The sequence below is a fragment of the Micromonospora sp. WMMD1128 genome, assembly GCF_027497235.1.
Lineage (GTDB): Bacteria > Actinomycetota > Actinomycetes > Mycobacteriales > Micromonosporaceae > Micromonospora.
In genome coordinates, this window is sequence record NZ_CP114902.1 from 4,597,699 (window position 1) to 4,610,004 (window position 12,306).

Sequence of the window (12,306 nt, forward strand, 5' to 3'; positions counted from 1 at the left end):
GGGTACGACCGCCCGGCGCGGGTGTGGTGTGCTGACCGGGTGACCGACGACGTGACCGTCGCCCCCGCCGTGGGCAAGCGTGGACGGCGACACCGCCCACGTCGGCCGTCTCTCGGTCGCCCCGGACCAGCAGGGTCGCGGCATCGGCGGCCGGCTGCTGGCCGCGATCGAGGCGGCGTGCGCCGACCGGGTGGCGCGGTTCGCGCTGTTCACCGGTGCGCGGAGCGCGGAGAACCTGGGGTTGTACGCGCGGCGCGGTTATCGCGTGGTGGCGCACCGGTCGGACGAGAACGGCAACCGCCTGGCGGTGTTGGAGAAGGTCACGCCCGCTCGCAGCGGCGCCTGAGCCCGTCCGCCTCCTGCCGCAGATAGCGGCGCATGGTGGCGCCGCCGAACAACCCGACCAGCCCGGCCAGCGGCCCGGTCTGCACGAGCGCCAGCTCGACCCGGGTGCGCCGGTCGTCCAGCCGCACCAGCCGGTGTTCGCCGCGGCTGCGCACGCCGGGGCTCGCGGACTCCCAGACGAAGGCGTACGGCGGGTCGATCTCGGTGACCCGCCAGATCGCCGGCCGCAACCGGGGCTGGGAGAGCCGGACGGTCGAGCCGAGGACCAGCGGACCGGGCTCCAGGCGGCGGGCGGCGCTGACCGAGGGCGTCCACTCGGGCCAGCTCTCCACGTCGGTCTGCACCGCCCAGACCCGGTCGACGTCGGCGGCGATCTCGACGGTCTCGACGAAGCGCATGGCGTTCCCTCCCGGAGCCGGTCCGCCTCAGGCTACGCGGGACGCCGCTCAACGGTGGTCCCGTGTCCCAGGCGGTCCCGTGTCCCAGACGGTCCCGTCTCAGGCGGCCTCGTGCAGGTCGGCGAGGCCGACCGGGGCGTACCGCAGCAGCAGGCGTTCCAGCTCGGCCACCGAGCCCACCTCGCCCACGACGTTCGCGCCGCCGCCGTGCTCCGGCGGGTAGCGGTGCACCAGCCGGTAGCGGTACCGCCCACGGACCAGTTCCACGCTGACCCGCCAGCGACCGCAGCATCCGCAGCTCCACTCCGGCACGCCGCGACGGTAGCGCTGACCTGCGCCTCCGCCATCCGGTCGCGGGGGATGAACGGGTCCGGGGCGGGACACGCCGCCCGCCGCCGGGTGGTGATCTGCCTCACGGGTGTCGGTGGGGTCTGGTTGACTTGTCGCCGTGGACCTGCCGATCAACCCACCGGTCGAGCCGATGCTGGCCAAGAGCGTGGCCGAGCTGCCCACCGACCCGGGCCTGACCTACGAGCCGAAGTGGGACGGCTTCCGCTGCATCGTCTTCCGCGACGGCGACGAGGTCGAGCTGGCCAGTCGCGGCGGCAAGTCGATGACCCGCTACTTCCCCGAGGTGGTCGAGCAGGCGCGTCGCCAGCTCCCGGCCCGGTGCGCGGTCGACGGCGAGCTGATCGTGATCCGCCGGGACGGTCCCGGCGGGCAGCCGCGGCTCGACTTCGAGCTGCTGGCCCAGCGGATCCATCCGGCCGCCTCCCGGGTGAAGCTGCTCGCCGAGACCACGCCTGCCGACTTTGTCGCGTTCGACCTGCTCGCCCTCGACGACGAGCTGCTCACCGACCGGCCCTACCCGCAGCGCCGGGAGCGGCTGGAGCGGGCGCTGGCCGGGGTCCGGCCGCCGGTGCACGTGACCCAGGTGACCACCGACCCGCAGACCGCCCGGCGTTGGTTCGAGGTGTTCGAGGGCGCCGGCCTGGACGGGCTCATCGTCAAGCCGGCCGACCTGCCCTACGAGCCGGGCAAGCGGCTGATGTTCAAGGTCAAGCACGCCCGCACCGCGGACGCGGTGGTGGCCGGCTTCCGCTGGCACAAGTCCGGCCCGGTGGTCGGCTCGCTGCTGCTGGGGCTCTACGGCGACGACGGGTTGCTGCACCACATCGGCGTCAGCTCCTCGTTCACCATGGCCCGCCGCAAGGAGCTGCTCGACGAGTTGGAGCCCTACCGCGAGGTCGGCGGCGACCACCCGTGGGCGCACGGCGACCACGAGCGGGGCCAGCGCATCCCGGGCGGGGTGAGCCGGTGGACCGGCGGCAAGAACCTGGAGTGGGAGCCGCTGCGCCCCGAGCTGGTGGTCGAGGTGGCCTACGACGCGATGGAGGGCGACCGGCTGCGGCACACCGCCCGGTTCCTGCGCTGGCGGCCCGACCGCGATCCCCGCTCCTGCGACTACGGCCAGCTCGACCGCCCGATCCGCTACGACGTCGACGAGGTGCTGCGCGGGGATCCGGCGGCGACGGTGAACGACGCCGGCGGCCGGGCGTAGCCTGACGGTCGACACGATCATGGAGGGTGCCCTCGTGACCCGCTTCCCCGCCCGGCCCCGCCGGATCCGGCCCGCGCTGGCCGCGTTCGTCGCGGCGGTGGTGCTCACCGCCGGCTGCACGCTGCCGGCGTTCGCCCCGCGCGCCGAGAGCGAGGTCGAGGCGGCCCCACCGGGCACCGCGCCCACCTGGCGGGACTGCCCGGAGGTGCCCGGCGAGCTGGTCGGCCGGGGCGCGTCCGGCATGCGCTACGAGTGCGCCCGGATCGCCGTGCCGCGCAACTGGGGCGGCGGGGCGGCCACCGGCTCGACCGCCGGTCCGGGCACCGGCGAGACGTTCGAGATCGCGCTGATCCGGATCCGGTCGGCCACCCAGCGCGACCGGATCGGGTCGCTCGTGGTCAACCCGGGCGGCCCCGGCGCCTCCGGCGTGGACACCGCGGTCTACCTCTCCTTCGGTCCGGCGTTCGGCGGCCTGCCGACGGCGGTCACCGACCGGTTCGACATCGTCGGCTTCGACCCACGCGGGGTGGCCCGGTCCAGCCCGGTCAAGTGCATCCCCGACGCCGACCTGGACGCCAGCTTCGGCTACGACCCCGACCCGGAGAGCCAGGCGTCCTTCGACGGTTTCGTCGACCTCAACCGGCGCATCGGGCAGCGCTGCGGCGAAAAGTACGGCGACCAGCTCTCGCTCTACAGCACCGCGCAGGCCGCCCGGGACATGGACGCGGTGCGCGCGGCGGTCGGCGACGACAAGCTGACCTACCTGGGTTACTCCTACGGCACGTTGCTCGGCGCCACCTACGCGCAGCTCTATCCGCAGCGGGTGCGGGCGCTTGTCCTCGACGGCGCGGTCGACCCGCGACAGCAGCTCATCGCCGGTTCGGAGAGCCAGGCCAAGGGCTTCGAGCGGGCGTTCGACAACTTCTCCCGGTGGTGCGCGGCGAACGCCGGCCGCTGCCCGCTCGCGCCGGACGCTCGCGGGGCGGTCACCGCCGCGATCGACAAGGCCAACGCCTCCCCGGTACGCGGCGCGGACGGTCGGGAGGCCACCGCCGGCTGGGTGTTCTACGCGGTGATCTCCTCGCTCTACACCGAGCCGGGCTGGCAGGAGCTGGCCCAGGCGATCGACGACCTCCAGGGCGGCGATCCGGCGGGGGTGTTCAAGCTCGCCGACGCGTACGCGGGCCGCGCGGACGACGGGCACTACTCCAACCTGTTCGACGCCAACCTGGCGGTCAACTGCGCCGACGAGACCGAGAAGCCGACCCGGGAGCAGGTCCGGTCGTTGCAGTCGCAGTGGCGGCAGAAATACCCGCTGTTCGGCCCGGCGCTGGCGGTGGGGATGCTCGGCTGCGTGGAGTGGCCGGGTGGGCGGGATCCCTATCCGACCGGGCGGGCGGACGGCGCGCCGCCGATCCTGGTGGTGGGCACCACCGGCGACCCGGCCACGCCCTACGAGCAGACCGCCGCGCTGGCCTCGATGCTCGGGGTGGGGAGGGTGCTCACCTGGGAGGGCGAGGGACACACCGCCTACCCGCAGACCCGGTGCGTGACCGCGGCCGTCGACGCGTACCTGATCTCGCTCACCGTCCCCCGGGAGGGGCAGCGCTGCCCCGCCCGGTGACGGCGGCGTCCAGCCGGTCCCGCATCTCGATCACCTTGACCACGCCGGCGGTGCCCGGGGACCATCCACTGGTGGTGGGCGCTACGGAGCTGGCTGGACGGCTGCTGAACGTCCGTGCCAAGCTGCCCGCGTGACCGATGTGATCTTCCGGGAGGCGGTCCGGGCCGACCTGCCCGCTGTGCTCGCGCTGCTCGCCGACGACGTGTTGGGCCGCACCCGCGACCTTCCTGAGGTCGACGCCGCGTACGAGCGGGCGTTCGCCGACCTCGACGCCGACCCGCGCAACCACCTGATCGTCGCCGACGATGGCGGTGAGCTGGTCGGCTGCCTGCAAATCACGTACATCCCCGGGTTGGGCCGGCACGGCGCGGAGCGTTCGCTGATCGAGGCCGTGCGGGTCCGCTCGGACCGGCGCGGACGCGGGCTGGGCCGGGCGATGATGCGCTGGGCGATCGACCGGGCGCGCGAGCGCGGCTGCGCGCTGGTGCAGCTCACCACCGACAAGCGGCGCGTCGACGCGCACCGCTTCTACGTTGACCTCGGGTTCGTGCCCAGCCACGAGGGCATGAAGCTGGCGCTGTAGGACGCGCCGGCTCAGTCGGTCACCAACTGCCCGTCGCGCAGGACCAGGGTGCGGTCGGCCAGCTCGATCAGCGCCGGGTCGTGCGTCGCCACGAGCGCGGTCATCCCCCGGGCGTGCACCACGGCGCGGAGCAGATCCATGATCGACCGTCCGGTCTCGGAGTCGAGCTGCCCGGTCGGCTCGTCGGCGATGAGCAGGTCCGGCTCGTTCGCCAGCGCCCGGGCCACCGCCACCCGCTGCTGCTGCCCGCCGGACAGCTCGTACGGGCGCTGCGCCGCGTGCGCGCCCAGCCCGACCAGCTCCAGCAGCACCGCCACCCGCTGCTCCCGTTCCGCCGCCGGCACCTTGGCCAGCCGCAACGGCACCCCCACGTTCTCCGCCGCGGACAGGATCGGCACCAGGCCGAAGGTCTGGAAGACGAAACCGACGGTGCCCCGCCGCAACGACAGCAGCTCCCGCTCCCCCGCCGCCGTCACGTCGTGCCCGGCCACCCGGATCAGCCCGCTGTCCGGCCGGTCCAGGCCGCCGACCAGGTTCAGCAGCGTGGTCTTGCCGGCGCCGGAGCGGCCCCGGACCGCGACCAGCTCACCGCGCCCGGCGGTGAACGAGACGTCCCGTACGGCGTGCACGGCGTGCTCCCCCCGGCCGAAGGTGCGGCTCACCCCCTCGACCCGAACCACCTTCTCGACGGTGGTCGCCGGCAGCACCGCGGCCTGGTCGCTCATCGCTCACTCTCCTCGGCGTGCGCCCGGTCGCCGGGGCGCACCTCGACGTGGTCGGGTTCCAGGTTGAGCCGGACCCGGTCGCGCAGGGACAACGCCTCCACGAACGGCGCCGGCAACTGCATCCGGCCGGTGCGGTCGAGCACCGCGTACTCCTCGCTCACCATCTCGGTGCCGCCGTCGGCGGTGACCCGGGCGGTGCGCCGTACCTCGGAGGCGGTCCGGCCGTCGCGGATCGCGACGGTCCGGCGGACCTGACCGGCCACGGCGTGGTCGTGGGTGACCACCACGATGGTCACCCCCAGTTCGGCGTTGATGGTGCGCAGCGCCGCGAAGACCTCCGCGCCGGTCGCCTCGTCCAGCTCACCCGTCGGCTCGTCGGCGAAAAGGATCTCCGGGTCGTTGGCCACCGCCACCGCCACCGCACACCGCTGCTGCTCGCCGCCGCTCATCTGGCCCGGCCGCCGGTCCGCGCAGTAGCCGACCCCGACCAGGTCGAGCAGGCGGCGGGCCCGCTCCCGCCGGTCCCGCCGGCCGCCGTGCCGCCCGGCCAGCTTCATCGGCAGCTCGACGTTCTCCAGCGCGGTCAGGTACGGCAACAGGTTGCGGCCGGTCTGCTGCCAGATGAACCCGACCATCTCCCGCCGATAGGCCAGGCGTTTCCGGTTCGACAGGGCCAGCAGGTCGTAGTCGGCCACCCGGGCGATACCGGCGGTCGGGGTGTCCAGCCCGGACAGGATGTTGAGCAGGGTGGACTTGCCGGAGCCGGAGGCGCCCACGATCGCGACCAGCTCACCCCGGTCGATCACCAGGTCCAGGCCCTGGAGGGCGACCACCTCGACGCCCTCGGTCTTGAAGATGCGCACCAGCCCGTCGCAGACGATGTGCCCGCGCAGCCGGTCCCGCCCGCCGGCCCGTTCGGCGGCACGCTCGGCCGCGCGCTGGTGCAGGGCGGCCAGGTCCGGTGCGGAAGCGGTCGCGGTCATCAGCTCTCCTCTCCGAGCCGCAGCACCTCACCGAGGCGCATCCGGCGGTTGTTCACGGCCTCCACGGTCAGCGCGAAGCCGAGGGCCAGCAGGGCCAGGGCCGACACCCCGGCCACCAGGCCGGGCTCGAAACGGGGACGCACGCTCACCCCGCCGGTGAACGCGGGCAGGCCGAGCACCGGGGTGAGCAGCAGCGGCAGCAGCGCGCCGACCACCGCGCCGGTGAGCACCGCCACCAGCACCAGCGGCGTCAGTTCGACGAGCAGCATCCCGCGCCACTGCCGGCGGGACAGGCCCATGGTGCGCAGCCGGGAGAGCACCTGCCCGCGGGACCGGGCGCCGGCGAGCACCGCGAACGCCAGCCCGAGCAGGCCCAACACCGCGCCGCCGCCGGCACCGAGCGCGAAGCCGAACACCAGCAGCCCGTTCACGCCGCTGCCGCCCAGCTCGGCCCGGACCGCGGCCCGGGTGGTCACCTCCGGCGCGCGCGCCTTGTCCGCGGTGGCGACCGCGCCGATCCGCAGGTAACGGCGCTGCCCGTCGATCGCCACCCGGTTCACCTCGGCCGGGTCCACGGTGGGCCCGGCCAGCACGAAACCGTTTGGCGCGAGCGGGTGCAGGGCGTCCGCCGGAAGCGCCGGCCAGGGCAGCACCACGAACCGGCTGACGTCGGCGTCGACGAGCGGGAACCCGTCGACGGTGGCGGCGGCCCGCACCGGCAACCGGTTGCCCTGCACGTCCAGCCAGGCGGGACGCCGCCCCTGCGCGTCCGCAAGCCCGGCCTCGGCCAGTTCCCCGGCGACCGCCGGGGACACCAGCGCCGGCAGCGGGGCGCTGCCGTCACCGCCGGCGCGCAGCAGGTCCGGCACCCGCACCGGTACGCCGGCGCGGCGGGCCACCTCGGCGAAACGCTCACCGTCGACGAGCAGCACCCGCAGTTCCCGGAGCGGAGCGGGACGGCCGGCCCGGTCGGCGTACGGCCGCTCGGCCGGGACGGTCAGCAGCGGCGCCACCGCGCGGACGCCGGGAAGCGCGGCCAACTGCGCGGCGGTGTCCGGCGCGAACCGCTCGCCGCCGATCAGGACGTCCCCGGGCACGGCGTCGACGGCGGCGGTGTCCCGGCCGGTCTCGATGCCGGTCGCCACCACCCCGCAGAACGCGGCGGTGGCGACCGCCAGCACCACCACGACGAGCGGGCCGGTGCTGGCCGCCCGGCCGGCGCGGGCCGCGCCGAGAAACGCGACGCTGCCGCGCGCCCGGGCCGCGGCCCGGCTGAGCAGCCGCAACGGCCACGGGTACGCGCGCAGCGCCAGCAACGCCGCGGCCACCGCCAGCAGCACCGGCACCGACACCAGCAGCGGGTCCACCGATCCCGGGGTGAGCCCGCGCCGGCGCAGCAGGAACGCGCCGAGCAGGGCGACCGCGAGCACCGCCACCTCGACGGTCAGCCGGACCGCCGGGGACCGGCCGCCGAGATCGGACCGCTCGCTGCCCCGGTGGCCGGCGGCGAGCGCCGCCAGCGGCGGAAGTGCGGTGGCGAGCAACGCGGCCAGCAACACCCACCTCGGCGACGTGCCGGTGCCGGGCAGCAGGCCGCCGAGCAGCCAGCCGATCCCGGCCGCGGCCGGCAGCACAAGCGCCGACTCGGCCAGGCCCCGACGCAGCAGGTCACCTGTCGAGGCGCCCCGGGCCCGGATCAGGTGGAACTCGGCGCGCCGGCGACGCGCGGCCAGCCGGGCGGCCAGCAGGGACAGCCCGGCCAGCGTGGCGAGCAGCCCGGCGGCGATGACGGCGAGCAGCGTACGGGCGGCGGCGAGCGCGGCGGCGAAGCGGCGCAGCGCGATGTCCACGCCCTGGTTCAGCCGGACCGAGGCGGGGCGGACCCGCTCCAGCCCGTCGAGACCCGCGATCAGCGCGTCGAGCCGGCCGGGGGCGAGCCGGTCCGGGGCGATGCGGTACCGCCAGGCGAAGCTCACCGGCCAGCCGACGGCCGCGGCGGCGTCGACCCCGGCGTCGGCGGTGTAGCCGACCGCCACGTACGGCTTGCCGTCGCCCTCGGGCGGGGTGAGCCGCAGCATCGGCGGCAGCCCGTCCCAGGCCCCGTCCTTCGGGTCGTTCGCCCGCCACACCCCGACCAGCTCGACCGGGCGGGACATCAGCACGTCACCGTTCGGGCTGTTCGGTTGCAGCAGCGACAGGCGGAACCGGTCGCCGGGTGCGACGCCCAGGCTCGTGGCCACGGTGTCGGCGAGCGCCACCTCGATCGCGCCGGTTTCGGTGACGCCGCGTTCCGGCCACCGCCCGCCGCTGAGGGTGGCCGCCTCGCGCAGCCCGTTCCCGGTACGCAGGACCAGGTCGATCAGCCCCTTGTCGCTGGCGAGCGTCGGGCCGCGCAGCCGACCCGACGCGGTGTTCGCCACCCACCAGCGCTCCCCGATCGTCTCCCGCACCGCGCCCGGCATCCCGTGCTCGATCGCCGCGAGCTGGGCGGCCTGGCCGGCGACGACCGGCTGGCGGGTCGGCGGGAACGTGGCCGGCCCGGTGTCGTACGTGAGGTCGCGCAGCGCCACCGGCTGGTTGGCGACGTGCTCGCGCAACCCCTGGCCGGTGAGCCGGTCGGCGGTCCGCGGCACCCCGGTGATCAGCAGGGCGGTCACCACGGTCAGGACGGCGAGCAGCAGGAACTGCCCCCCGTACGCCCGGACCCGGCCCGCGGCACCTGGCAGGCTCACGGCTACGGGACTCATAGGGCTCCTCCGATCCGGAGCTGCGCGGCGGCGATCCGCTGGCGGATCCCGGTGGTGATGACGGCGGCGAAGGCCAGCGCGGCGAGCAGCAGCCCGGCGGCGGTCAGCCCGATCGGCGCCCAGGGCACGACGAAGACCGCCTCCGGCACCGGCCGGCCGGCAGCCGGGGTGAGGATCACCAGCGGCACCATGGTCGCCGCGACCACGGCACCGATCGCCAGCCCCACAGCGACCCCGATGGCGGCCAGGAACGTCTGCTCGGCCAGGTAGGCGCGGGCCAGCAGCCGACTGGTCGCGCCGAGCGTGGTGAACACCGCGAACTCGCTGAGCCGGCGGCGGGTGGTGGCCCAGACGTCCACCGCCAGGCCGACCAGGGCGAGCAGCACCGAACCGAGTGCGGCGGCGAGCAGCCCGGTGCGGGCGCCCCGCCAGTACGGGTCCCGGGCCGCCTCCTGCGCCACCTGTCGCCGGTCGTGCAGGGTGGTGCCGTCGAGCGCGGCGAGCGTCGAGGCCGCGGCGGCGTGACCGCCGGGCCCGGCCCGCAGCCACCACTCGGCCACCGGCCGGACACCGCCGCGCCGTTGGAGCATCTGGTCGGTGGCGGCCGGCAGGTCGAGGAGCACCCCGTCGCCGGCGGTGCCGGGAACCGCGGCGACCTTGCCCACCACCGTGACCTCGAGCGTCACCTCGGCCAGCGTCAGCTTCAGGGTGTCGCCGGTGCCCACGCTCAACGCGGTCGCCACACCCGGTGTGACGAGCACCGGCACCGGTGGGTCGTCGCCCCGGGGCACCACGGCGAACCGGGTCGGTGGTGTCGTCGCGTACACGAGCATCCCCTCCGGCACGACGAACGTCCGGGTGGCGTCCACGCTGGTCGGGGTGGTCCGGGCGGTGCCGCGCGGACCGTTCGCCGGGTCGATCACCCGCCACGCGCCGTCCACCGGGAGCGGCAGCGTGGCGCCACCGGCGTCGGTGAGGCGCAGCCCGTCCAGGCGCAGCCGGTACGCGGAGCCGAGCACGTCCCCGCCGTCGGCCTCGAAGCCGACAAGCCGCAGCGGTACGCCGCCGGCGTCCGGTAGCGCGACGGAGAAACGCACCGGCCGGCCGTCGCCGCCGGCCTCGGCCAGCCGCAGCCGCCAGGCGGCGCCGGCGTCGGTGGTGAACAGGGCGGTCACGGTCACCGTCGGCGGCCCGAATTCGGTGTCGACCGGGGTGCGGACGGTCCCGGCCAGGGTCCGAGCCCCGGCGGGCAGGACGCCGCCGGCGGGCGCGCCCCGCCCGCCGACCAGCCGGTCCAGCAGCGCCGCGGTGGACGCACCGCCGTCGGCGTCGTCGAGGCGGATCATCCCGCGCGCGGCGGCGGCGTCCAGGGCGATCGCGGTGGCCGGCAGAGCCTCCCGGCCGAGGCGGATGTCGTCCCGCCAGGCCGGCAGCGCCCGGTCCACCCCGGGAACGGCGGCCAGCCCGGCGGCCCGGTCGTCGGGGGCGGTGCCGTCCCGCTCGGTCAGCCGCAGGTCGGTGCCGACGGTGTGCCAGGCCTGGTCGCGCTGCGACCGCTCCCAGGAGGCCACGAGCGACCAGGCCAGGGTGCTGCCGCCGACGGCGAGCGCGAGCAGCAGCACCGGCCCGGCGTGCGGGCGGCGGCCGGCCTGCCACATGCCGAACATGGTGGCGTTCCACGGCCGCCGGTCGACGAAGCGTTCGGCGAGCCGGGTGGTCGGTGGCAGCAGCCGCAGCGCGATCACGGCCCCGGCCAGTACGCCGATCGTGGGCGCGGCGGCGAGCAGCGGGTCGATGCCGAGGCTGCCGTTCGCGCCGGCCAGCGGTGAGGAGTACTGCCGCAGCTGGGTCCAGGCGAGCACGGCAAGCGCCACCAGCACCAGGTCGACGCTTGCCCGCTGCACGGCCGCGCCCCGGGTGGGCCGGGAGCGGGCTGCCAGGTCCGCGACGTAGGTGCCGGCCCGGCGCAGGGCCGGCAGCACCATGGCGAGCAGGCAGCCGACGGCGGCGCCGACCGCGACCGACCAGACCCGGACGACATCGCCGTCGGTGAGCCCCAGGTCCGCGCCGAGATACCGGACCGCCTGCCCGGTCAGCGCGGGGGCGAGCAGCACGGCCGGCGCCACCACGAGCGTCGCCTCGCGTACGGCGAGCCCGGCGAGTTGGCCACGCGCGGCGCCCCGGGCCCGCAGCAGCGCGGTCTGCGCCCGCCGGTCCTCGTTGAGCAACGCGGCCACGAGCACCAGCGCGTACCCGCCGAGCACCACGATCAGCAGCAGCGGGGTGAGCAGGGCGGACCGGCCCACCAGGTCGGCCCGGCCGAGCCGGTCGACAAGCAGGTCCAGGTGGCTGACCTGCTGCGCGGAGGACCCCAGGCCGGTGGCCTCGGGCAGCCGGCCGGTGACGTCGGCGAGCGCGGCGGTGACGTCGGACAGCCGGGCCGGCTCGACCCGGACCAGGTCCGGGGCGACGAGCCAGGCCGCCGACACGGACCCCGGGAAGGTACGCGCGAAGTCGGCCGGGTCCAGCGCGAACGGCCCGTACGAGTTGCTCGCCGCGTCGCCCTGGCTGTCGCCGACGCCGGGGGCCAGCCGCCAGTAGGCGTCGGACGGGTCCCGGGGCCGCCAGAGGCCGGCGACCGTCACCGAGCCGGCGCGTTCCGCCGCCCGGTCGAACAGCGGCACCCGCTCCCCGACCGTCAGGCCGAGCCGCGCGGCGACCTTCTCCGGGACGGTGACCTGGAGCGGGGTGGCGCCCGGTGTCGGCCACGTGCCGGCGGTCAGCTCGGCGCGCGCCGGCAGGTCGTCCAGGACGGCGAGGTTGGCGAACATCGGGTCGTCGTCGGCGCGGGCGGCGCCCACGTCACCGGTAAGCTCCCGCCCGGTGCCGTAGCGGGCGGAGGCGACGGTGACGGGAGCCCCGCCCAGTCCGTCGGCGAACTGCGCCCGGACCGCCCGGTCCCGCTCGGCGAACGCGGTGGCGTCGGCGCCGCCGGAGCCGCTGACCAGCAGGCTGCGCTCCTCCGCCGGGGCGGCGTCGAGCACCGCGCGGGCGCCTGCCTCGACCGCCCGCCGGTTGTAGTCGGAGAGCCCGGTGACCAGCCCGACCGCGACGAGGGCCGCGACCGCGGCGGCGAGCAGCAGCCCACGGGCCTCGACCGCCCGCCTCCACACCAGCTTCATCCGACGTCCCTCCCTGGCCCGGGTGGGCCGACGACCAGAAAGACCCGCCACCCCCACGAAAAGGTTCGCGCCCGTTACATGATCGTTACGCGCCCACACCGCCGGCGTCGGTTCCCGTCTCGTCCCGCCTCAGCCGAGCCGGGTCAGGGCCCGCTACC

At 75.9% G+C, this 12,306-nt stretch carries 9 protein-coding genes and 1 pseudogene; 4 read left to right on the top strand and 6 right to left on the bottom strand.

Going from position 1 to position 12,306, the window contains the following annotated elements:
* Positions 1-79 precede the first annotated feature (79 nt).
* A pseudogene (locus O7602_RS20390) lies at positions 80-346 on the top strand (GNAT family N-acetyltransferase); the annotation flags it as partial.
* Here the strand turns inward: O7602_RS20390 and O7602_RS20395 are convergent.
* Together O7602_RS20395 and O7602_RS20400 are read right to left on the bottom strand one after the other, a co-directional pair.
* Positions 321-743 carry an SRPBCC family protein gene (locus O7602_RS20395; protein ID WP_281584225.1) on the bottom strand — a complete coding sequence of 141 codons (423 nt, stop codon included), beginning with the start codon at positions 741-743 and terminating at the stop codon, positions 321-323. The pseudogene O7602_RS20390 and the gene O7602_RS20395 overlap by 26 nt on opposite strands.
* Before the next feature lie 99 nt (positions 744-842).
* Positions 843-1,055, bottom strand: a complete 213-nt coding sequence (locus O7602_RS20400) for a hypothetical protein (RefSeq protein WP_281584226.1) — start codon at positions 1,053-1,055, stop codon at positions 843-845.
* 136 nt (positions 1,056-1,191) lie between these two features.
* On the opposite strand from O7602_RS20400, the gene O7602_RS20405 reads away from it, so the two are divergent.
* The 3 genes from O7602_RS20405 (at position 1,192) to O7602_RS20415 (ending at position 4,511) form a co-directional block, all read left to right on the top strand.
* Complete coding sequence (locus O7602_RS20405) at positions 1,192-2,304, top strand: ATP-dependent DNA ligase (RefSeq protein WP_281584227.1); 1,113 nt, start codon at positions 1,192-1,194, stop codon at positions 2,302-2,304.
* Positions 2,305-2,338: 34 nt separating this feature from the next.
* Positions 2,339-3,928, top strand: coding sequence for an alpha/beta hydrolase (locus O7602_RS20410; RefSeq protein WP_281584228.1), 1,590 nt, complete (start codon positions 2,339-2,341; stop codon positions 3,926-3,928).
* Positions 3,929-4,058: 130 nt separating this feature from the next.
* On the top strand, positions 4,059-4,511 hold the full coding sequence (locus O7602_RS20415; RefSeq protein ID WP_281584229.1) for a GNAT family N-acetyltransferase: 453 nt from the start codon (positions 4,059-4,061) through the stop codon (positions 4,509-4,511).
* Positions 4,512-4,522: 11 nt separating this feature from the next.
* Here the strand turns inward: O7602_RS20415 and O7602_RS20420 are convergent, their stop codons facing one another.
* The 4 genes from O7602_RS20420 to O7602_RS20435 are packed head-to-tail and all read right to left on the bottom strand — an operon-like array spanning position 4,523 to position 12,148.
* Positions 4,523-5,236: an ABC transporter ATP-binding protein gene (locus O7602_RS20420; protein WP_281584230.1), complete on the bottom strand. Its 714-nt coding sequence runs from the start codon at positions 5,234-5,236 to the stop codon at positions 4,523-4,525.
* Positions 5,233-6,219 (bottom strand): ABC transporter ATP-binding protein, encoded by a 987-nt coding sequence (locus O7602_RS20425; RefSeq protein ID WP_281584231.1) that lies wholly within the window; start codon positions 6,217-6,219, stop codon positions 5,233-5,235. Before O7602_RS20425 ends, O7602_RS20420 begins: the two co-directional genes overlap by 4 nt.
* On the bottom strand, positions 6,219-8,966 hold the full coding sequence (locus O7602_RS20430) for an FtsX-like permease family protein (RefSeq protein WP_281584232.1): 2,748 nt from the start codon (positions 8,964-8,966) through the stop codon (positions 6,219-6,221). Before O7602_RS20430 ends, O7602_RS20425 begins: the two co-directional genes overlap by 1 nt.
* Positions 8,963-12,148: an FtsX-like permease family protein gene (locus O7602_RS20435; RefSeq protein ID WP_281584233.1), complete on the bottom strand. Its 3,186-nt coding sequence runs from the start codon at positions 12,146-12,148 to the stop codon at positions 8,963-8,965. Before O7602_RS20435 ends, O7602_RS20430 begins: the two co-directional genes overlap by 4 nt.
* Positions 12,149-12,306: the final 158 nt, after the last annotated feature.

Coding starts and splice junctions, on each gene's coding strand:
- O7602_RS20435 (WP_281584233.1), bottom strand. CDS start 12,148: ATGAAGCTGGTGTGGAGGCGGGCGGTCGAGGCCCGTGGGCTGCTGCTC.
- O7602_RS20430 (WP_281584232.1), bottom strand. CDS start 8,966: ATGAGTCCCGTAGCCGTGAGCCTGCCAGGTGCCGCGGGCCGGGTCCGG.
- O7602_RS20395 (WP_281584225.1), bottom strand. CDS start 743: ATGCGCTTCGTCGAGACCGTCGAGATCGCCGCCGACGTCGACCGGGTC.
- O7602_RS20420 (WP_281584230.1), bottom strand. CDS start 5,236: ATGAGCGACCAGGCCGCGGTGCTGCCGGCGACCACCGTCGAGAAGGTG.
- O7602_RS20425 (WP_281584231.1), bottom strand. CDS start 6,219: ATGACCGCGACCGCTTCCGCACCGGACCTGGCCGCCCTGCACCAGCGC.